The sequence below is a fragment of the Lysinibacillus sp. FSL W7-1291 genome (assembly GCF_038593415.1).
Lineage (GTDB): Bacteria > Bacillota > Bacilli > Bacillales_A > Planococcaceae > Lysinibacillus > Lysinibacillus fusiformis_D.
In genome coordinates, this window is record NZ_CP151994.1 from 865198 (window position 1) to 887912 (window position 22715).

General features: G+C 37.5%; 19 protein-coding genes. 11 read left to right on the forward strand and 8 right to left on the reverse strand.

What is annotated here, in order from left to right:
- Nucleotides 1–44: 44 nt before the first annotated feature.
- A complete protein-coding gene (locus NST76_RS03975) occupies nt 45–248 on the reverse strand; it encodes a hypothetical protein (protein ID WP_036125515.1) in 204 nt (67 codons plus the stop codon).
- A gap of 75 nt (nt 249–323) precedes the next feature.
- Nucleotides 324–1547, reverse strand: a complete 1224-nt coding sequence (locus NST76_RS03980) for an MFS transporter (protein ID WP_342544654.1) — start codon at nt 1545–1547, stop codon at nt 324–326.
- Nucleotides 1548–2139: 592 nt separating this feature from the next.
- Here NST76_RS03980 and NST76_RS03985 point away from each other — a divergent pair.
- Nucleotides 2140–3708, forward strand: coding sequence for a family 10 glycosylhydrolase (locus NST76_RS03985; RefSeq protein ID WP_036125511.1), 1569 nt, complete (start codon nt 2140–2142; stop codon nt 3706–3708).
- Nucleotides 3709–3769: 61 nt separating this feature from the next.
- Here the strand turns inward: NST76_RS03985 and NST76_RS03990 are convergent, their stop codons facing one another.
- Nucleotides 3770–6859, reverse strand: a complete 3090-nt coding sequence (locus NST76_RS03990) for an efflux RND transporter permease subunit (protein ID WP_058843430.1) — start codon at nt 6857–6859, stop codon at nt 3770–3772.
- Between the two features lie 99 nt (nt 6860–6958).
- On the opposite strand from NST76_RS03990, the gene NST76_RS03995 reads away from it, so the two are divergent.
- Nucleotides 6959–7792 (forward strand): TetR/AcrR family transcriptional regulator, encoded by an 834-nt coding sequence (locus NST76_RS03995; protein WP_036125506.1) that lies wholly within the window; start codon nt 6959–6961, stop codon nt 7790–7792.
- Nucleotides 7793–7840: 48 nt separating this feature from the next.
- On the opposite strand, the gene NST76_RS04000 is transcribed toward NST76_RS03995, so the two are convergent.
- From NST76_RS04000 to NST76_RS04010, 3 genes are all read right to left on the reverse strand, one after another.
- Nucleotides 7841–8617, reverse strand: a complete 777-nt coding sequence (locus tag NST76_RS04000) for a protein kinase (protein ID WP_342544656.1) — start codon at nt 8615–8617, stop codon at nt 7841–7843.
- Nucleotides 8618–8914: 297 nt separating this feature from the next.
- Nucleotides 8915–10582 carry a ribonuclease J gene (locus NST76_RS04005; RefSeq protein WP_036125500.1) on the reverse strand — a complete coding sequence of 556 codons (1668 nt, stop codon included), beginning with the start codon at nt 10580–10582 and terminating at the stop codon, nt 8915–8917.
- A 5-nt stretch (nt 10583–10587) separates the two neighbouring features.
- Nucleotides 10588–10797, reverse strand: coding sequence for a DNA-directed RNA polymerase subunit epsilon (locus NST76_RS04010; RefSeq protein WP_012293082.1), 210 nt, complete (start codon nt 10795–10797; stop codon nt 10588–10590).
- 446 nt (nt 10798–11243) lie between these two features.
- On the opposite strand from NST76_RS04010, the gene NST76_RS04015 reads away from it, so the two are divergent.
- On the forward strand, nt 11244–12014 hold the full coding sequence (locus tag NST76_RS04015; RefSeq protein ID WP_058843513.1) for a Cof-type HAD-IIB family hydrolase: 771 nt from the start codon (nt 11244–11246) through the stop codon (nt 12012–12014).
- Between the two features lie 42 nt (nt 12015–12056).
- Here NST76_RS04015 and NST76_RS04020 read toward each other — a convergent pair whose 3' ends face one another.
- Nucleotides 12057–12830, reverse strand: a complete 774-nt coding sequence (locus NST76_RS04020; RefSeq protein WP_342535362.1) for a DeoR/GlpR family DNA-binding transcription regulator — start codon at nt 12828–12830, stop codon at nt 12057–12059.
- A 145-nt stretch (nt 12831–12975) separates the two neighbouring features.
- On the opposite strand from NST76_RS04020, the gene NST76_RS04025 reads away from it, so the two are divergent.
- From NST76_RS04025 to phnX, 5 genes are read left to right on the forward strand one after another with little or no spacing between them, the layout of a single operon-like run.
- A complete protein-coding gene (locus NST76_RS04025) occupies nt 12976–13728 on the forward strand; it encodes an ABC transporter ATP-binding protein (RefSeq protein WP_058843433.1) in 753 nt (250 codons plus the stop codon).
- The gene (locus tag NST76_RS04030) at nt 13721–15352 is read left to right on the forward strand and encodes an ABC transporter permease subunit (RefSeq protein ID WP_342544658.1); all 1632 of its coding nucleotides are present in this window, start codon (nt 13721–13723) and stop codon (nt 15350–15352) included. Before NST76_RS04025 ends, NST76_RS04030 begins: the two co-directional genes overlap by 8 nt.
- Nucleotides 15349–16335: an extracellular solute-binding protein gene (locus NST76_RS04035; protein WP_089931911.1), complete on the forward strand. Its 987-nt coding sequence runs from the start codon at nt 15349–15351 to the stop codon at nt 16333–16335. Before NST76_RS04030 ends, NST76_RS04035 begins: the two co-directional genes overlap by 4 nt.
- A 13-nt stretch (nt 16336–16348) precedes the next feature.
- Nucleotides 16349–17449 carry a 2-aminoethylphosphonate--pyruvate transaminase gene (locus NST76_RS04040; RefSeq protein WP_058843436.1) on the forward strand — a complete coding sequence of 367 codons (1101 nt, stop codon included), beginning with the start codon at nt 16349–16351 and terminating at the stop codon, nt 17447–17449.
- Nucleotides 17439–18233: a phosphonoacetaldehyde hydrolase gene (phnX, locus tag NST76_RS04045; protein WP_036125486.1), complete on the forward strand. Its 795-nt coding sequence runs from the start codon at nt 17439–17441 to the stop codon at nt 18231–18233. The genes NST76_RS04040 and phnX overlap by 11 nt, the downstream gene beginning before the upstream one ends.
- Nucleotides 18234–18278: 45 nt before the next feature.
- Here the strand turns inward: phnX and def are convergent, their stop codons facing one another.
- Nucleotides 18279–18836 (reverse strand): peptide deformylase, encoded by a 558-nt coding sequence (def, locus tag NST76_RS04050; RefSeq protein ID WP_036125484.1) that lies wholly within the window; start codon nt 18834–18836, stop codon nt 18279–18281.
- Nucleotides 18837–19230: 394 nt separating this feature from the next.
- On the opposite strand from def, the gene pdhA reads away from it, so the two are divergent.
- The 3 genes from pdhA to NST76_RS04065 are packed head-to-tail and all read left to right on the forward strand — an operon-like array spanning nt 19231 to nt 22712.
- A complete protein-coding gene (pdhA, locus tag NST76_RS04055; RefSeq protein WP_058843438.1) occupies nt 19231–20346 on the forward strand; it encodes a pyruvate dehydrogenase (acetyl-transferring) E1 component subunit alpha in 1116 nt (371 codons plus the stop codon).
- A 3-nt stretch (nt 20347–20349) separates the two neighbouring features.
- Entirely contained in the window at nt 20350–21327 is a 978-nt protein-coding gene (locus NST76_RS04060; protein ID WP_036125477.1) for an alpha-ketoacid dehydrogenase subunit beta, read from the forward strand.
- A 47-nt stretch (nt 21328–21374) separates the two neighbouring features.
- Nucleotides 21375–22712 (forward strand): dihydrolipoamide acetyltransferase family protein, encoded by a 1338-nt coding sequence (locus NST76_RS04065; protein WP_089931913.1) that lies wholly within the window; start codon nt 21375–21377, stop codon nt 22710–22712.
- Nucleotides 22713–22715: the final 3 nt, after the last annotated feature.

Consider the following 22715-nt stretch of genomic DNA (forward strand, 5'->3'; position numbering starts at 1 on the left):
ATATCCTTAAGAGCTGTCTGGTGAAAAATCCTACTAGCTTCACTTTATGGATAACGTTTAGCAGTAGCTGAGGAATCCTTTGTGTTGGATTTATGTTGTTCGTCTTTCACTTTTTCATTCAGTTCTTCAACAGGTATTGGATCGACTGTTTTCATATCCTCGTGTTGATCGAAAATGCTTTTTTTATCTGTATCCAGTACATCAGGGTTGTTTGTATAACGAGTTTTCGCTTGTTTTTTTTCAGTCATTCATTATCACCTCTTACTATAAGCTTTCACTTTTTTACTAGAGTTTAAACATATTAGTTTTAGGTGATATGTGGACTAATCGTTTGTTGGCTTACCAGCAGCTAACAAGACTTTACTTCCAAGTAAGAAAAATCCTTGAATGAAAAGTAATATTCCTGTCCCTATTAGTAGCCATTCGATGGCAATTATATCAGCTATTGGACCAAAAATAAGCATACCTAAAGGCATCATAGAGGTAGAAATCATGCTAAGAATACCAAATACTCGCCCCATATAATCACTTTCTACTTTTTCTTGTAATAACACCGTTGCGGGTGTATTAAAGATTGGCATAGCTATTCCTGTAACAGCCATTATCACGAGATACAGCCAAAAAACAGGAATAATTCCAAGAGCCATTGTACAAAGACCAAATAATAAAGCAGATAATGTCATGGTATGCACTTTATTTTTAAAGCCACCCCATGTCGCGATGGCGATACCACCGATTAACATACCAATGGCAAAGGCCATTTCGATAGCAGTCAAACGCCATACATCATCGCCAAAGCTACGTGTAACTTGCAAAGGTGTTAAAAAGGCAGCAGGTGCAGCGAGCAACATGAAAAAGGCAAAGAACAAGAATAATTGTTTTAAGAAAGCATGCTCTTTAATGTAGATGAAGCCTTGTTTCATATCACTAAAATAGCTTGTTGTCTGTGGCTGATTCGCTTTGGCATGTGCAGGAATATGCAGAAATAATAAGAAGATGGTGATGGCAATAGCAGCTGTCGTCACATCAATAAAGAAAATGGATTCGATTGAAGCCATCGTTAATAATGCCCCACTTGCCATGGGTGCAAGAATCATGATAAAAGCTTGAATACTGCTGTTTATCCCATTAACCTTCATTAAATGCTCTTCAGGCACAAATTGAGGTAAAATAGCGCCTACAGCAGGTGTTTGAATACCTGCACCAACTGCACGTACCGCTGATAAAACAAATAATAGCCAGAGCTCATCATAGCCAGTTAAAAATAAAATAGCTAAAATTAACGTGGATAAGGCAATCATGCCATCTGCCAAAATAATAAGCCATTTACGATTGTAGCGATCTGCCCAAACACCAGCAATTGGTGCTAAGAAGAAGGTCGGTACAAAACCGCAAATAATCGCAATGGTCATCATGATGCCTGATTGCGTTGTAAGTGTGATATACCATGTAATGGCATATTGCACTAGAGCAGAGCCAAAAAGTGAAATGGTTTGACTGCTTAAAAAAAGTATCGTATTGCGTTTCCAATGATCCAAATTCGTCATCCCTTTCTAACAGTAGTGCCTGTGTGGAAAGTTGAAAGACAACAAAAAAGAGGGGGTGTTGCAGTCCCCTCTCTTCCTGTATTCCTAAAACAGACTAGACTAATCCCATTTCCCTTGCACAGCAGGCAAAGTGTACACATATTTAGTTAATAATGTGAAATCGTAGTCTGATTGAAGCTGTCATTAGGAATACCCTCCGTTCTATATAAGTTGTGTTGATTGTAGCATAAAGTTTATCTGCGCGTAAAGAACGAATCAAACACCTTAACATTTTAGGACCAGAGCTAATAACAAGGGAAATGATAGTAAAATAACAAATTGCCGAGAAAAGCATTTCACCGCTCTCTTGGCTGTTTTTTTGTTTTGATTATACAGATTTTAGAATCAACTAAAGTATTTGATAAAATGAATGACAACAAAAAGTATCATTTAATAGTGCTATTAATTTATAGATTTTAAGCTGCTTCTTCTTAAATAGACGGAAATACTTATGACCGCATTATTTCATTCATCCAGTGAAGTATCTTTGGAGACGTGCATTTAGCGAGAACCTATCATATACTAAAATAGAAAAATAGCAAATGGAGGAAATATGAGAAAGAATAATAGTAAATGGAAACTTATCACTTTTGTCGCGATGATTTTTGTGTTATGCCTATCGACAATTCCTGAAAAGACAGCGATGGCAAGCACGACACAGCCGAAAAGGGAAATGCGGGCTGTCTGGATTTCAACGGTTCTTAATATTGATATGAAAGCGGGTATGACTAAGGAGCAGTATACAGCTTGGACACGCCAAACATTGGATCAATTAAAAGCCAGCAAATTGAATACAGTTATTTATCAAGTAAGGCCAACAAATGATGCAATGTATGCGTCTGAGCTAGCGCCATGGTCATCCTACATAACAGGGAAAAAGCAAGGTACAAATCCTGGTTACGATCCTCTTGCAATTATGGTAGAGGAAGCACATAAACGAGGGATGGAGCTGCATGCCTGGATGAATCCTTATCGTGTAACAATGTCTGGACAAAAACTAACAGACCTTGCTGCCGATAATGTGGCAAGAACCCATCCAAACTGGGTTGTCAAATATGGCAAACAATATTATTTAAATCCTGGTTTACCAGAAGTACAAGACTATTTAGTGGAAACAGTAAGAGAGCTAGTAGCCAATTACGATATTGATGCAGTCCATATGGATGATTATTTTTATCCATATAAAATTGCAAATGAAGTCTTTCCAGATCAAGCAGCTTTTAAAAAATATGGTGGTTCCTTTAAAAAGGTGGAAGATTGGCGACGAGATAATGTCAACCAACTTGTAGAAAATCTATACACAGCCATTAAAGATACAAAACCATATGTTCAATTTGGTATTTCTCCATTTGGCGTATGGCGCAATAAATCACTGGACAAAACAGGAAGCGATACGCGAGCTGGTGTCAATAATTACGATGATTTATATGCAGACGTCAGAACATGGATTCAAAATGGCACGATTGATTACATTACACCACAAATTTATTGGTCAAGAACATTAGCTGTTGCGAAATATGGGACATTGCTAGATTGGTGGAGCCATGAGGTACAAACATATGCAAAAACACACCCTGTTCATCTATACATTGGACTTGCTGATTACAAGGTTGGCAATGACAGTGATGCAGCATGGAAAAACAAAATGGAATTACCAAGTCAAATACTAGCGAATCGTTCGGAAAAGGTAGCAGCCAAAGGGCAAATGCACTTCTCCTTAAAAAGTATTCAAAACAATAAACTGGGCTATGCAACGATTGTTAATCAACAACTATATAATTATACAGCACTGACACCAGGTACAACTTGGGATGATGACACTAGGCCGAATAAGCCGACTTTTGTACAAGTGACAAAGGGAGCGACTGGTCGCAAAATTGACATTATAGACGAAAATGAAACACAACCACGCAAGTATGTCATTTATCGTTTTGCAGGGAACAAAGAGGGTTCTTATAATGATCCTCAAAATATAGTGGATGTTGTTTATAATATGGATGGCATCACTGAATTTGTGGACAAGACAGCTCTTGCTAAGCAAAGCTACACATACGGCATTACGGCTGTATCTGCTGCAGGTGTGGAAAGCAAGGAAGTTTTTGTGGTGAAAGATAATCAGTAAATAGCTTATGATAAAAAAACAGCTACTCATGCAATATAACTGCATGAGTAGCTGTTTTTTATTAATTTTCTTCAATATCTTTACGGTTTTTCTTTAACATTTTAGACAGCATTTCATAGACAATTGGTACAACAACTAATGTTAATAGTGTTGAAGATAGTAAACCACCAATTACAGTAATAGCTAAGTCTTTCGAAATTAAACCACTGCCACCAGAACCAAGTGCCATTGGAATCATTGCCCCGATTGTGGCAATGGCTGTCATTAGGATTGGACGTAAACGTGTTGCCCCTGCTTCGAGGATCGCTTCACGCATGGCAAGACCATCATGTTCCATATGAATGATACGGTCGACTAATACGATGGCATTGGTTACGACGATACCAATCAACATCAACAGACCCATCATTACAGATACAGAAATAGTTTGACCTGTAACGAATAAACCAATAAATGCTCCAATTACGGCGAATGGTAGGGAGAATAGAATAGCGAATGGAGCTAAACCTTCTCCAAATGTTACTACTAAGATGAAGTAAACAATGGCAATTGCTGCTAACATAGCAATACCAAGCTTAGTGAATGTTTCTTGCATATCGGCAGCAACACCCGCAACCCCAGTTGTAACACCTTTTGGTAAATCTAATTTATCAATTTTCTTATCAGCAGCAGATGTGGCTTTTGAAATATCGTCTCCGATAATCGTACCAGATACAGTTGCAAAGTATTCACCTTTTGAACGAGATAACGAGTTAAGTGTCGTACCTTCCTCGACATCAACTAATTCACCGATTGTCATGGTTGTGCCTAAAGCCGTTTTAATTTCAGTAGCTAAGACATCATCTAAGGAAGTAGCAGCTGCTTTAGCATCACGTTGAACGATCACATCAATATCTTTACCATCATTTTTAACGGTAGTTAATACTTCTTTTGTTGTATTCGAATTTAATGCCATCACGATTTGAGCTGTTGTTAAACCATATTGTAGGACATTTTTTTGTTCTACTTTTAGTACATGCTCTACGTATGGATCTTCGTTATCAGATTTAATATCTTCTAAGCCATCCACTTCTTTTAGGACACCTTCTACTTGTTTCACAGCATCTCGAAGTTTATCTAAGTCATCACTATATAATGTGTAGCTGACTTCGTTTGAAGACATAGACATAGAAGAGAAGTTTTGAGACTTCCATTCTCCTGATTGACCGATATTGAATACATAGTCTTCTACTTCTTCACGAGCTTTAGGGAAGTCTTCCATATCTGGATCAAAGATAAGGTACATTAAGGCACCACCAGCGCCTCCACCCATCATCATTGCTGATGGATCAACATTATTTGCATCCGTTATGGAAACTTGTAAAATATTAACGTCTTTACGCTTCATTAATTCTTTTTCTACTTTTTCAACATTCGCTGCCGTTTCATCAGCTAGCTCTCCAGTTGAAGGAGTATACGTTAAGTACATTACTTTTTCTTCTTGTGATCCCATGAAACTAAAGCCAATAAGTGGTGTTAATGCAAGAGAACCAGCAAGTAGGGCAATCGCAATGATAGAAGTAATAATTTTGTGATTTAATGTTTTTTCTAAAATACCTCTGTACCAAGTAGCAAGTTTCCCAACTTCTTTATGTTGGCTTTCTGTTTTCTCACCGTATAATTTTTTACGGAATAAGAAGTGAGATAATGCAGGTACGATGGTGATAGCTACTAATAATGATGCACCTAGTGCAAATGTCATTGTTAGGGCGAATGGCATGAATAATTCGCCTACCATACCACCTACGAAAATTAGTGGGGCAAATACCGCTACCGTTACTAATGTAGACGAAAGAATTGGTTTAAACATTTCAATCGTTGCTTCACGAATAAGGGCACGACCCGTAAGTTTTTCTTGTTTTAAGTGAATGCGTCGATAAATATTTTCAACAACTACGATCGAGTCATCGATCACACGCCCAATTGCGACGGTAATCGCTCCAAGTGTCATAATGTTGAGTGTGATATCCATCCAGTTTAATAGCAGTAATGCCATGAAGACAGAAACTGGGATAGAAATAATTGAAATAATAGTTGATTTGAAATCGCGTAGGAATAGTAAAATGATTAAGACTGCAATAGCGCCACCAAATACTGCTTTTTCGATCATTGTAAATACAGAATCTTCAATTGGGGCTCCTTGGTCAAGGGAAATATCTACATTTAAGCCGTCTAATCGTTTTTCTTCATCTTTAATAAGGTCTTTTACTGCATTAACAACTGTTACCGTATTCGCATCCTGACCTTTCACGATTTGAATGGCGATGGCATCTTGCCCATTTGTACGTGAAACAGATTGTACTTTACCTTCTACTTCAATTTTTGCAATATCACCTAGACGAACGAAAGGTGAAGGATTTGTAGCTGAAGGTGTAACTGGAATTAATAAATCTTTTAGCTCATCAACAGATTGTACTTTACCATCTACTGAAACAGCCTGTTCGCCAACAGTAAACTGATATAAACCAAGTGACAGTGACATATCACTTGCCTGAATCATTTGTTTAACTGTATCCTCCGTTAAACCAAGTGCAGCCATTTTTTCTTCATCATATTTAAATGATACTTGTTCAATGTGCTGACCTGTGATGGTCGCAGAGGCAACACCATCAATTTTTTCGATTTTCGGAAGTAACACGTCTTCTACTGTAGAAGTTAAGTCTACAATATCTTCCTTAGAGCTACTTACAGATAAAGCAACTACTGGCATCATGTTCATGCTAATCGCCATAATAGTAGGCTCTTGAGCACCTTCAGGTAGTTTAAGATTATCTAAAGCTGCTTCTAATTGACGTTTCTTCTCATCCATATCAATTCCGTAGTCGTATTCTACTTGAACTTGTGCTACGTTGGAAGAGGATGTTGAGTAAACAGCTTTCACATCTTCTAAGCTTTCTATGGATTTTTCAAATGGAATGGAAAGCTCATTCATTACTTGTTCAGGCGTTGCGCCAGGATATACTCCCATGACAATTAAATATGGGATTGAAATATCGGGTATTGATTCCATTTTCATTCTTGTACCGGAATAAATACCAGAGACAGTGATGATAATTGTTAGTAACCAAACTGCCAATTTGTTTTTTAATACGAAATTAACTAAACCTTTCACCTTCACACCTACCCTTTATTGACTATCTAAATTCAATTATTTATACTAATGACTAATCGGTCATTTGTCAACGAAATGCATTAGGAGAGATTTAAAAATATGTTAAAAAAGCAATTAATTATGGAGAAAGCGATAGAGCTATTTTCTGAACAGGGTTTTGAAGCTACGTCAGTTCAACAAATTACAGAACGCTGTGGAATTTCTAAAGGTGCATTTTATTTATCCTTCAAAACAAAAGATGAGCTCGTTATTTCAATGGTGGATTACTATTTACAGCAGTTCATTACAGATATTGACCAAGTAGTCAGAGGAACCTATAGTAAAGAAACCGTATTGGTTGAATTTTATAAAAGCATCTTTCAAGCATTCAAAGCACATTCTACATCTGCTCGTGTGTTCTTTAACGAAAAGGTCTTTCTAACAAAAAAAGAGCTATTTCATAAAATAACAGCGTATGAAGCAGAAATGTCGAAATCAATCATCTATATGCTTGAACAACTTTATCAGGATAAATTACAAGAAACGAAATATGATGTGATGTATTGTATAAAAGGATTTATGAAGAGTTATGCTGAGCTTTTTATTTTTTCAGATATGCCACTAGATTTAGAGCAATTGGCAAAATCTTTAGCAGAGAAGACAGATATTATTGCACACCATACAACCATTCCTTTTATTACAGCAGATCTTGTGCCATTTATTGCAAAACCTTGTGAACAAGATGTTTCAAAAGATGCTTTACTACAATTATTGGAGCAAAATATTGATCCTACTGAGGATCCTATTGTAAAAGAATCCCTTATGCTATTGAGACAAGAAATAGAAAATCCTACTTACAGTAAAGCCATCATTAAAGGGCTAATAGAAAATCTACGTCAAGACACAGCCTATCATTGGATTGCTTATGTAAGCGCAAAATACTTTAATATTTAAACTACTGGATAGAATTGTTCACGTTATGTAGGTGAACAATTCTATTTTTTAGTGGGTGAGTGAGGGGACAGATTGCCAAGCCTCTAATGCACTATTAAAAGGGTCTTGAATCCATAATAGCCGTTCAAGAAAATCTTTGACTTCGATCGGTAATTTCAATTCTTGCTGCCAGGCTTGCTCTTTTCGTTTGCTTGGCTTGTAGTCTGAGTACAGTAAAAATAATAAAAAATGACCGACAAAATATAAATCGCTAATATGATTTTCTGCCCGTTTAGGATTTTCAATAGCAGAGAGGTCGATGTGCTTCTGATAAGTGGTAGCGAGACCAAAGTCAATAATATGCAATTGTTGATGGACTAGCAATATATTAGGAATACGTAAATCGCGATGAACAATACCATGATTGTGTAATTCAATAATTTGTTCTAAAAGTTGCTTTGTAATGGCAAGTGATTGAACAACTGTAAACTTGGCACCATCCTCAAAAATCAGTTGTTCAAAAGTTTGCCCATTGACATAGTCCATAATAAAAAATGGACTTTCTTGAATCGTTCCTGTTGAATGGATGGTAGGAACATAGGGCAGTGAAACTTGTTGGAGTATGTGTATTTCTTGTTTAAATTTTTGGATGGTTTTCTTGTGGTGACGGTGTTTGGGACGCAAGCATTTTAAGACAAATAGCTTTGATGAACAATCCTCAATCAAATATGCACGACCATATGCACCATAGCCAAGCAATTTTTTAAAAGAGAAGTTGGGATGTTTGGCAATGTAATGTGCTACAGCCTGATCGAAGCCTTTTTCGGATAGTCGCTTCCACCACATTAACTGCTAAAGAAACTCATTGAGCTGAAAAGACTACGTGAGCTTTTACGAGAGCCACGTTTATAATGCTTATGACCATAATAATTATGTCGTTTAGAATACTTGCGACGGCTACTTGATGAAGAATAACGACGTTTGGATTTACCATTGAGCAAGGAATGAAGAATTTTATCTAGCATAAAAAACGCTCCTTTAGATGTTGTTATAACTATATACGTAAAAATAAAAAAGGAGGTTTCAATATTTCAAAAATAAAAAAGAAGCTATGTAAACTTTACATAGCTTCTTCACAAGAGGTTAAACCTCCATAATAATCGGTAGAATCATTGGTCGACGTTTTGTCTTTTCGAATAGATACGGCCCTAAAACATCAGTTATTTCATTTTTCAATTCTGTCCATTGAGGTGTTTTGCCTTGAATCGTTGCATTCAGATGACGATTTAGCATTTTCTGTGCCTCGTTAATCATCGTACCTGATTCACGCATATAGACAAAGCCACGTGAAATGATGTCAGGACCTGAAACGATTTTTTGGTTTTCCATATCTACACTAACTACTACAATGACCAGACCTTCTTCAGAAAGGATGCGACGATCACGTAATACGATATTGCCGATGTCGCCAATACCATTACCATCAATATAAACATCTCCAGAAGGGATACGACCGGCAACATGCGCTTCATTGGCACTTAATGCCAACACATCACCGTTTTCCATCACAAATGTATTGTCGAGTGGAACATCGCAATCTTCTGCTAGATGTGTATGCATTTTTAACATACGGAATTCACCATGGATAGGCATAAAGAATTTAGGCTTCATTAAACGAAGCATCAGTTTTTGTTCTTCTTGTGAGCCGTGACCAGATGTATGGATATTGTTTAAAGCGCCGTGAATGACTTCTGCACCTGCGCGGAACAATAAATTGATAATTTTATTAACACTCACAGTATTACCTGGTACTGGGGAAGAAGAAAAGATAACCGTATCGCCAGGTTGTATTTGAATCTGACGGTGCGTACCATTGGCAATGCGTGATAGGGCTGCCATTGGTTCACCTTGAGAGCCTGTACATAAAATCATCACTTCGTTTGCAGGAAGTCGGTTGATACTTTGAGCATCGATAAATGTATCCTTTGGAGCGGTAATATAGCCAAGCTCACGACCAATGGTAATAGCATTGTCCATGGAGCGACCAAAGACAGCAATTTTTCTTCCGTATTTTATGGCAGCATCTGTGGCTTGCTGTAATCGGTGAATATTTGACGCAAATGTAGCAAAAATAATACGACTATCCACTTTACGGAAAATCTCATCGATACTCTTTCCAACTGTACGCTCTGACATTGTGAAATTAGGCTTTTCAGCGTTGGTACTATCTGATAGTAAGCAAAGCACGCCATCACGTCCAATTTCAGCCATCTTCGTTAAGTTGGCTGGCTCACCCACTGGTGTAAAATCAAATTTAAAGTCACCTGTGTGAACGATATTACCAGGTGGTGTTTTCACAACAACACCATATGCATCAGGGATACTGTGTGTTGTTCTAAAGAAGCTCACAGATGTTTTTCTAAATTTAATAACATCCTCTTCTTTAATTTCGATTAGCTTTGTTGTACGTAGCAAGCCATGTTCTTCTAATTTATTACGTAATAAGCCAAGTGCAAGCTTACCACCATAGACAGGGACATTTACTTGACGTAAAAGGTAGGGAATACCACCGATATGGTCCTCGTGTCCATGTGTAATAAACAGTCCTTTAATTTTGTCGACATTACGTACTAAGTACGTATAATCAGGAATAACATAGTCAATGCCGAGTAAATCATCTTCTGGAAATTTAATGCCAGCGTCAATTAAAATGATTTCATCTTGAAATTGAACGCCGTAAGTGTTTTTGCCGATTTCGCCCAGTCCGCCGAGCGCGAAAACAGCTGCTTGGTCATTTTTAACAAACTTCATGTTTGTTAAATTTCCTCCAAGACGAAGTTCGGGCTTGCTTGTTCGTACTCTAAATAGTTACCTTCAAGCAGTTGAACGAACTCGATGTTGTAGTTACGGTCTTTTAGCTTTTGACGTACTTCGCGTTCTGAAGCAGCTTCAAGGTATAGACTTTTAGTGTTTTCGCGAACTGGAATCTCATTTGCATTTTCTTGATAATAAACTTTGTAAATCATAGTTTGCTCTCCTTTAATTGCGTACAATTTTCTTGCACCTTTGACTACTACCACACACGTGCTACAAGAAAACAACGAATTTCCTTCATAAAGCCTTCATAAAGAAATGTACGTTTGTAATTCTTGTATCTCAAAGCTTCAGCTGTGCACTATGTTTTAAATTTATATAGGAAGTAGTGAGACAGTGGTTGCGTATAGCCAAATAAATGCATTTCCTTTATATTATCACGCAGTTCCTCTAAAATAAAGAAAAGCCCTTCAAATAATGAAGGGCAAATGTTAGGCAATTGATTTTTTTCCGAGTACGCCACGAAGTTGCTTCAACAATTTCCGTTTTAGTTTCTTCAGCATGGCACATCACTCCTTAGGATCATTATAATAAAAATTATTGTCTATGTAAAGTCATTTACCTTGAAAGGATGCTATTTATGGAAATGGTTAATAAAATGAACAAAATTTTGTTTTTTGATGTAGATGGTACGCTTTATAACAGTGAAAAAAAATTACCTGCATCTGCAAAAGAGGCGCTTTTGGCAGCACGTCGAAATGGCTATGAACTGGCAATTGCAACAGGACGAGCTCCGTTTATGATTGAGTCACTACTAGAAGAATTAGAAATTGATACGTATGTTACTTTCAATGGACAATATGTTGTATACAAGGGTGAAGTTGTCTATACAAATGGCATTGAAAAGGAAGAACTAGCAAAAATCATTGCCTTTGGTGAGGCTCGTAATGAACCAGTAGTATTTTTAGATGATAAACGTATGATTGCCTCTATTAAAGATCATCATATGGTAGCTGAGAGCTTAGATACACTGAAATATCCATATCCAGCATTAGACTCTTCTTATTATATGCAGAACAATGTATATCAAACACTTATTTTTATGGAAGAAAAAGATGAATCTTTATATTGTGAGACATTCCCAAATGTTCAATTCATACGATGGCATCGCTATTCTTGTGATATTTTACCAAAAGGTGGCTCAAAGGCTGCTGGTATCGAAAAGGTGCTAGAAAGAATGGGCATCACTTTACAAGATGCTTTTGCTTTTGGAGATGGTATAAACGATATTGAAATGCTGCAAGCTGTTGGGACAAGTGTTGCCATGGGGAATGGTCATGAGAGAGTGAAGGCGGTGGCACATCATATTGCCGACCATGTAGATGAGGATGGTCTTGCAAAAATCATGCGCAAGCTAGCAATTATATAAAAAAACAACTAGTTGGAAAAATTTCAACTAGTTGTTTTTTTATTATGACTGGTTTTCCTCAATGTTGACGACTTTTATTTGAATGCTTTTATCGGAAAAATGCTGAATCGTCTTTTTAGAAAGTGCATTGTCTGTGATAATGACATCTATGTCAGTCAAAGGACAAACTTGAATCGCTACATCCTTATTAAATTTGGAGGAATCTGTAGCAACGTAAACTGTTTGGGAGATAGAGATAATTTGTTTTCTAGTAATTGCCTCATCCAAACTAAAATCAGAAATACCTTTTTCAATGGAAACGCCACTAGCACATATAAACGCTTTATTGATATTCAAATGTTCAAAGCGGAATAAAAACTCATTCGATGTCACTGATTTTTCGGAATGACGAACTTTACCACCGATTAGTATAACCTCAATATTAGAGCCGATTAGATCAAATGCTATAGGTAGTGAGTTTGTTACTACTGTTAATTTTTCCTTGTTCAATAAAAAGGGGGTCATTTGATAGGTAGTGGTTCCACTATCGACAAAAATACACTCCCCATTTTCCACGAGTGAGGCACAAGCTTTGGCAATGGCGATTTTCTCTGCTAACTGCTCATGAAGTCTTTGATCGATTATTCCCTCAACAGGCTCAATATATTTAATACCCCCATAAAACTTTTCAATTTTCTTATCATGCATCAGCTGTTGGACATCGCGGCGAATTGTTTCCATCGAAACATTAAATTCTTTTGTGAGTGTTACTAACTTAACAACCTTATGTTGTCTTACATACTGCAAAATTTGATGTTGTCTTTCTATCATATACATGTTATCACCTCTACTAGATATTTACTCAAAATAATCATAACTTTGTCAACACTTAGTCAGAATTTACTCAACATTTACACAAAAATGCATTTTCCTTTACAAATGGTCACTATACTAAAGCTAAGAACTGAGAGAGGTGACCAATTTGTTAGAGCTAAAAAATATCGCAAAAAGCTATAAAAATAAGAAAGTTTTAGTAGATATCAATGTAACCATCGAATCAGGTGAAATCATTTCGTTACTAGGGCCAAGTGGTTGTGGTAAAACTACCTTGCTCAATATCATCTTAGGGCTTGTAGATCAAACGGCTGGACAGCTTGTCTACAATGGACAAGATATATCCAAGCAGTCGATGCAAGAAAGAGGGTTTAATATTGTGTTTCAGGATTTTGCGTTATTTCCTCATTTAAATGCATACGACAATATCGTTTATGGTTTGAAAAATAAGAACGTGCAAATGTCCAAAGAGGAGATACAAGAATATATCGATTTTTTAGAGCTAACACCTCATCTGCAGAAAAAGATTCACGAATTATCTGGTGGGCAAAAACAACGAGTTTCCATTGCGAGGACACTTGTGATGCAGCCTAAAATACTATTGTTAGATGAGCCACTAAGTGCATTAGATGGCGTCATTAAGGAATCCATCAAGGAGCGTATTAAATCTATTGCCCGTGAATTTAAATTGACAACCATTATCGTGACACATGATCCAGAAGAAGCCCTCACATTATCTGATAAAGTCATGATTATTAATGAGGGAACAGTTGCTCAATTTGGTACGCCTCATGAAATAGTAACAGCACCAAAAAATCAATTTATTGAGGACTTTATTTTAAGGCAGCTTCATATTAAGCGACATAACATCTATCAATTGTTTGGAGAAACATATGCTTAAAACGAATAAAATGATGAAATTGATTTTTCTACCGATTCTTATTTTTTTCCTATTCTTTTTAATTGTGCCATTACTTTATATGTTTTGGCAGTCTTTCAAAATAGGAAATGTGGTGACCATTCAAAATTATATAGATGCTTTACAAAATATCGAAATTCGAGAAGCCTTTATCAATAGCTTTAAAGTTTCTTTTGTAGCCTCAGTGATTACAACCATTTTAGCTTTTTTATTGGCCTATGCTGTTCATTTTACAACGATGCATCGCCATGCGAAAAAGCTTGTGCAAATAGGCATTACTTTGCCCATGCTTCTGCCAACCATCACCTATGGTTTTGTGCTGATTTATACATTTGGTAATCAAGGAATTCTAACGAAATTAGTGGGGCAACCCCTTTTTACAATTTATGGGTACAACGGTTTGGTGCTTGGTTACGTTTTATACACATTGCCAGTCGCTTTTATTTTAATGCAAAACTCCATGCAATATATCGACAAACGATTTTTACTGGTGTCCATTTTAATGCATGATCATTCACTTCGTCGCTTTTATCATACTGTATTCCGTCCAATGTTAGGTACGATTGGTGGTGCTTTTATTTTAACGTTTATTTTAAGCTTCACAGACTTTGGTATACCCGCATCTGTTGGTGGAAATTACACAGTGATTGCCACTGAACTCTATCAAGCGATGTTAGGCTCCATTGTCCATTTTGAGCGTGGCGCAGTGATATCAGTGTTAATGCTAGTACCTGCCGTACTTGGTGTTGCCCTATTAACAATTTTAGAGCGTTTCAATTTTCACTATAAACAAGGTGGGCGAAGTGACCTTGTAAAGCATCGTCTGCGTGACACGTTGTTTACTATTTATTCAATTGTCTGTGTGACGATCGTATTCATCATTTTTGCAACGATGTTTATTGTGCCTTTTACGAAAGGCTATCCATATAACTTCAGCTTTACATTAGAGCATGTTCAAAATGTACTAGCAGAGAAGGATTTAATAAAGGTATATGTCAATTCTCTTATCGTGGCAGTATTAACGGCTATATTAGGCGTGGTCATTACATTTCTGTCAGCGCTACTCAATGTTCGGACACCGTTAAAAGGAAGAAAAAGCTTAGATGTAGCCTCCATGATTACAAATACAGTACCAGGAATGGTGCTTGGATTGTCCTACTTGTTTTTCTTTAATGGAAGTTCATTAAAAGGTACATTTTTCATCATTGTTGCATGTAATATTGTTCATTTTTTTACGACACCTTATTTAATGGCGAAAAATTCATTACAAAAGATGGACCCTACATGGGAAGTGACAGCTGAGCTATTAAAGGATTCTTGGTTAAAAACCGTTAGACGAATTATTTTGCCGAATATTAGACCAACGATTTATCAAATGTTTAGTTACTTTTTTTTAAATGCTATGGTCACGGTTAGTGGTGTTATTTTCCTTGTCAGCACGAAGACAATGTTTGTCTCAACACGCATCAAAGAGCTTCAGCATTTCGCAAAGTACACCGATATTTTTGTACTATCGATATTTATTTTATGTACAAACCTCATTGTGAAATTAGGTTGTGATTATATAACAGCACATAAAGAAAAAGCGGAGGAGATATCAAAATGAACAAGTCAACAAGCATGATGTTAGGGACAATTAGTGCAGCGGCGGTTGTTTTAGCTGCGTGTGGAGGGGCAACAGCTGATTCCAAAGAGCAAGTCATTATTTATTCAAATGCTGATGATGAAGCAATTGAAGTAATGGAATCCACATTAGATGATAAGGGCTATCAAGGTAAGTATTTAATCCAATCATTCGGTACTTCTGAGTTAGGTGGCAAAATGATGGCAGAAGGGACAGATATTGAAGCAGATGTTGTCACGATGGCTTCCTATTTTATAGAAAGTGCTCAAACCTCTAAAGCCATGTTTGTAGATATTTCTTCGGACTTAAAGCCGCTTGATGGAGGAGTTACATATGCACTGCCAATTTTAGGCAATATTGGCTCCATCTTTATTAATACAGAAATATTGCAACAAAAAGGGCTAGCAATACCGAAATCGATTAAGGATTTGACAGACCCTGCTTACAAGGAATTAGTATCCTTCCCAAATATTATGGATTCCTCAACAGGCTGGCTTTTAGTACAAGCCATTATAAAGGAATATGGTGACGACGAAGGACAAAAGGTGTTAGCTGATTTAATTAAAAATGCTGGCCCACATATTGAAAGCTCAGGTTCTGGCCCTATCAAAAAGGTGAAAACTGGTGAGGTTGCTGCAGGCTTTGGTTTACGTATTCAAGCAATTGATGCTAAAAACGAAGGATTGCCGATTGAATATATTGACCCGACAGAAGGAAACTTCACTTTAACGGAATCTGTGGCTGTTATGGATAAAGAAGGTGATGAAGCTTTAGCTAAAGAAATGGCAAAGGTGATCGCAACGGAGGCTCGCAGTAGTTTATTGGAGCAGTATCCTGTAGCTCTATATGAAGGGGAACAGGTAAAGGATGAGTATGTTCCAACTTATTTTAAAAAATGGGATACAACATTAACGGTTGATTTATTAGAAAAACATCAAGCCTTCTTTAAAGAAGCGCAGCGATAAGGAGTTATAGCAGATGAGTAACTATAAATTATTGACACCAGGACCATTGACAACAACTGAAGCGGTAAAACAGGAAATGTTAAAAGATCGTTGTACATGGGATGACGACTATAAAAATGTGACACAAGTGATTCGCAAGCAACTTTTAGCGTTAGCTCATGTCGAGGAGCCTGAATATACCACGGTGCTTATGCAAGGAAGTGGAAGCTTTGTCGTAGAGTCTGTACTAACAACTGCGATTGGTGATAACGATAAAGTACTAATTCTAACAAATGGTGCTTATGGTGAGCGAATTGTTGAAATGGCTAACGTTTTAAAGTTACAACATGTTGTTTATAGTGTCCCTTACGATGAACAGCCATCCTCATTAGAAGTTCAAGCTTTTCTTGAAAAAGATGCAAGTATTACACATGTAGCCGTAGTGCATTGTGAGACAACTACTGGTATTTTAAATCCAATAAAGGAAATAGGAGAAGTTGTTCATTTATTCGATAAAACGTTTATCGTGGATGCGATGAGTAGCTTTGGTGGTGTACCGATGGATGTATCCAATTTGCATATTGATTTTTGCATTAGTAGTGCCAATAAATGTATTCAAGGTGTGCCAGGTTTTGGATTTGTTATCGCGAACACAAAAGCTTTAGAAAAATGTAAAGGACAAGCCCGTAGCGTAGCATTAGACTTGTATAGCCAATGGGAAGTGATGAAGCAAGATGGAAAGTGGCGTTTCACATCACCTACTCATGTAGTGGCAGCTTTTGCGAAGGCGCTTGAGGAGTTAATCGATGAAGGTGGAATCGATGCCCGCCATAAGCGCTATGCGCATAATAATCATATACTTCGCTCTCGTTTGTCAGTGCTTGGGTTTGAAGCGTACGTTTCAAAAGAGCTTCAATCACCTATTATTACAACATTTTTATTCCCACACAACGAGTTTACTTTTGAGCATTTTTATCAGGAAATGAAAAAAGCGGGTTTTGTCATCTATCCTGGTAAGTTGACTGATGTGGATACATTCCGTATTGGCAATATTGGTGATATTCATGAGGAAGATATGCTGACGTTATGTGAGGTCATAGAAAATTATATGGTGGTGAAAACGAATGAAAATTGAAACGGTTATTTTGGATTGGGCAGGGACAGCAGTAGATTTTGGTTGCTTTGCCCCTGTAAATGTTTTTTTAACGATTTTTGAAGATGCAGGTGTCACAGTTACACTGGAAGAGGCTCGTAAACCAATGGGTATGCTGAAAATTGACCATATCCGTACGATGCTAGAAATGCCAAGAATTGCTGATGAATGGCAACGTGTGCATGGACAAGCCTTTACAGAAGAAAATGTAAGTGCATTATACAAGCAGTTCGAAACAAAGTTAATGGAATCGTTGGCAACTTATACAGATCCTATCCAGCATGTGAAAGCGACCGTACAGCAATTGAGAGAAGCGGGAATTCGAATTGGCTCAACGACAGGCTATACTGATTCCATGATGGAAGTAGTGACAAGACATGCAGCTGACAAGGGTTATCAACCTGATTTTCTCGTAACACCTACACAGGTAGGGGATAAAGGACGACCATACCCATTCATGATTTTTAAAAATATGGAGGCATTAGGGTCAAAAGCAACAAAGCAAGTTGTGAAGGTTGGCGATACAACCTCAGATATAATGGAGGCCTTGAATGCAGGTGTTTGGGCTGTTGGTGTTATTATTGGAAGTTCAGAAATGGGACTTTCTGAAGCAGAGTTCCAAGCATTAACTGCTGAAGAACAACAGCAAGTGATAGCGAAAACGAAATGCATTTTTGAAGAAACTGGCGCTCATTATACGATTGAAACTATGGCAGAGCTACCTGCGTTAATTGAAACGATTAATGAACGTATAACTAGAATATAAACAAAACAAACCTCGGCAGATGTGGATAACTGCCGAGGTTTGTTTTTAGTCTCGCTCATATGGGATTGAATCTGGTATTTCGGCAAATGGATTTTTTTCATTAATTCGGTCATAAAACATAACACCATTCAGATGGTCTAATTCATGCTGAAATGCAATAGCCGGCAATCCTTTAAGGCGCATCTTTTTCTCTTCACCATCAATTGTTTTAAATTTTACTGTGATGCGTGCATGACGTGGCACATACCCAGGAATATTACGATCAACAGAAAGACATCCTTCTCCTGCTGATAGGTATGTGTTTTCGACAGAGTGGCTAACGATCTTTGGATTAATGGCCACAAAGCTTAATTGTTCGCCAGCCTCATCTTTTAAATGAAGGGCAAACATACGCTGTAAGCAATTTACCTGATTGGCAGCTAAGCCAATGCCACTACGCAAATTATATTTTTCGGCCATTTCAGGATCTTGGCTGTTGATTAAATATTGAAGCATATCCTCTGCAAGCTTTCTTGTTTCATCAGTTAAAGGGAATTTAACTTCCTCTGCTTTTGTGCGTAAAGTCGGATGACCTTCGCGGATAATATCATCCATTAAAATCATATAGTAATCTTCCTTTCAACTTTGTAGTGCCTTATTAATAAGTATACATCACGTCTTAAAACAATCACATGAAAAAAGACCTTATTTGAATATACTCAAAAAATTTTTCTAATGCTATTAGATTTTCGAGAATGGGGTATTCTACTAGGGGAAAAGCTGTGAGAAAACGTATGAGCTGTACGGTGTAAATAAGGTGTTGTAATACAGAGTTTGAATATTACTGATACAGTATAGGACAGCAATGTTTGATTGTTATTCTAGAAAAAATCTTTGTATAGAGCAGTAATAGATGATTGACCGACAGTATTTTATTCAGTATACTGAATTTCAAGAATAAGTTGTACTAGTTAAAAAGGTGATTTATTTTAATACAGCTGAAAGGGAGATGTGACAAATGAGCAAGAAAAACAATAATATTTTTGATGCTAAACAAACGCTAACTGAAATCGAAGATAAGTTTGAAATGTTTCAAATTTTGAATGAAGAAGGCGAAATTATAAATAAAGAGGCAGATCCACAATTATCAGATGAGGAACTAGTTGAACTAATGACACGTATGGTTTATACACGTATTTTAGATCAACGTTCAATCTCACTAAACCGTCAAGGTCGTTTAGGCTTCTACGCGCCGACTGCTGGTCAAGAAGCTTCGCAACTTGCTTCTCATTTTGCGTTAGAACAAGAAGATTGGATTTTACCAGGTTACCGTGATGTACCACAAATTGTATGGCATGGCCTACCTTTAGATAAAGCGTTTTTATTCTCTCGTGGACATTTTATGGGGAACCAAGTACCTGAGGGTGTAAATGTTCTAGCACCACAAATTATTATCGGTGCTCAATATATCCAAGCAGCAGGTGTTGCACTAGGTATACAAAAGCGTGGGAAAAAAGCTGTTGCAGTAACTTATACTGGTGACGGTGGTTCTTCTCAAGGCGATTTCTATGAAGGAATTAACTTTGCAGGTGCGTTTAAATCACCAGCAATCTTCATCGTACAAAATAACCAATATGCAATTTCAACACCTCGTGAATTGCAAACAGCTGCTAAAACAATTGCACAAAAAGGTGTGGCAGCTGGTTTACCAAGTATTTTAGTAGATGGAATGGATGCGCTTGCAGTTTATGTAGCAACGCGTGATGCACGTGAGCGCGCAGTTAATGGTGAAGGTCCAACATTAATTGAAACAATGTGTTACCGTTATGGTCCTCATACAATGGCTGGGGATGACCCAACACGTTACCGTACATCTGATACAGATAATGAATGGGCACAAAAAGATCCACTTGTTCGCTTCCGTAAATACCTAGAAGCAAAAGGTTTATGGGATGAAAAGAAAGAAGAAGCAGTAATCGAACGTGCAAAAGAAGAAATTAAAGAAGCAATTAAAAAAGCAGATGCTGCTCCAAAACAAAAAGTAACAGAATTAATGGAAAACATGTATAAAGGCGAAATGCCATCTAATTTAAAAGAACAGTATGAAATCTATAAAGAGAAGGAGTCGAAATAACCTATGGCACAAATGACGATGATTCAAGCAATTACAGATGCACTTCGCACAGAATTAAAGAATGATGAAAACGTTCTTGTATTCGGGGAAGATGTAGGTGTCAACGGTGGGGTATTCCGCGCGACAGAAGGCCTACAAAAAGAATTTGGGGTTGATCGCGTTTTTGATACACCATTAGCAGAATCAGGTATTGGTGGCTTAGCAATCGGTCTTTCTCTTCAAGGATTCCGTCCAGTTCCTGAAATTCAATTCTTCGGTTTCGTTTATGAAGTAATGGATTCAATCAGTGGTCAATTAGCACGTATGAGCTACCGTAGTGGCGGGGTATATAATGCACCAGTAACAATCCGTTCACCATTTGGTGGTGGTGTGCACACACCTGAAATGCACTCTGATAGCTTAGAAAGCTTAATGACAGCACAACCAGGATTAACAGTTGTTGTTCCATCAACACCATATGATGCAAAAGGTTTACTTATTTCATCTATCCGTAATGACAACCCAGTTATTTTCTTAGAGCATTTAAAACTATACCGTTCATTCCGTGAAGAAGTACCTGAAGAAGCATACGAAATTCCACTAGGAAAAGCAGATGTAAAACGTGAAGGTACTGATTTAACAATTGTGGCTTACGGTTTAATGGTTCATGAAAGCTTAAAGGCTGCTGAAGAACTAGAAAAAGAAGGACATTCTGTAGAGGTCATTGATCTACGTACAATTCAACCGATCGATGTGGAAACAATTATCGCATCAGTTGAAAAAACAGGTCGTGCAATCGTTGTCCAAGAAGCTCAAAAACAAGCAGGTATCGCTGCAAACGTAGTAGCAGAAATTACAGAGCGCGCAATTTTAAGCTTAGAAGCTCCTGTTCTTCGTGTGGCTGCACCAGATACTGTGTACCCATTCCCACAAGCTGAAGGTGTTTGGTTACCAAACTACAAAGATGTAATGGAAACAGCGAAAAAAGTTTTAACATTCTAATAAAGCTTCTAAACTTGAACAACAGTAACTAGAAAGGATGGGTACACATGGCATTTGAATTCAGATTACCGGATATTGGCGAGGGAATTCACGAAGGCGAAATCGTGAAATGGTTCGTTAAAGCTGGAGATACAGTAAAAGAAGACGATATTCTTTGTGAAGTCCAAAATGATAAAGCGGTAGTAGAAATTCCTTCACCAGTTGAAGGAACAGTTGAGGAAGTTTTAGTAGGAGAAGGAACAGTTGCTGTAGTTGGCGATGTCCTAATCCGTTTGGATGCACCTGGCTATGAGGACTTAAAGCTAAAAGGTGATCATCATGCTGAAGAAAAAACAGAAGCACAAGTTCAGGCAACTGCAGAGTCTGGTCAGGACGTAGAGAAAGCTCCTGCTAAAGAGGAAAAGGCACCAGAAAAAGCTCCTGAAAAAGCGGAGACAGTGATTGATGAAACAAAACGTGTGATTGCAATGCCTTCTGTACGTAAATTTGCACGTGATAAAGATGTTAACATCCGTGAAGTGAAGGGTACAGGTAAAAATGGTCGAATCTTAAAAGAAGATATTGAAAACTTCTTAAAAGGTGGTGGCTCTGTAGAGGCTGATACGGCAACTGTTGAATCAGTTGATGCAACAGTTCAGCAAGAGGCAGCAGCTCCAGCAGCACCTGTAGTTCTTGAAGGGGAATTCCCAGAGACTCGTGAGAAAATGTCTGGTATTCGAAAAGCGATTGCAAAAGCAATGGTACACTCGAAACAAACAGCTCCGCATGTTACACTTATGGATGAAGTCGATGTAACAGCTCTTGTAGCACATCGTAAAAAATTCAAAGATATCGCTGCTGAAAAAGGTGTCAAATTAACATATTTACCATATGTAGTAAAAGCACTTATTTCAACTTTACGCGAGTTCCCTGAATTTAACCGCTCATTAGATGATGCAACGCAAGAAATTATTCAAAAGCATTACTATAATATTGGTATTGCTGCTGATACTGAAAGAGGCCTATTAGTACCCGTTATTAAGCATGCAGATCGCAAATCTGTATTTGCAGTGTCTAATGAAATCAATGAGTTAGCGACGAAAGCCCGTGAAGGCAAGCTTGCGCCACATGAAATGAAAGGTGCTTCTATGTCCATTACGAATATTGGCTCTGCGGGAGGACAATGGTTCACGCCAGTAATTAATCATCCTGAAGTAGCTATACTAGGTATTGGTCGAATTTCAGAAAAACCTGTAATAAAAAATGGTGAAATTGTAGCCGCACCTGTGTTAGCATTATCATTGAGCTTTGATCATCGTATGATCGATGGAGCCACTGCACAAAATGCTTTAAATCACTTAAAGCGTTTGTTAAGTGAGCCAGAATTATTATTAATGGAGGCGTAACAA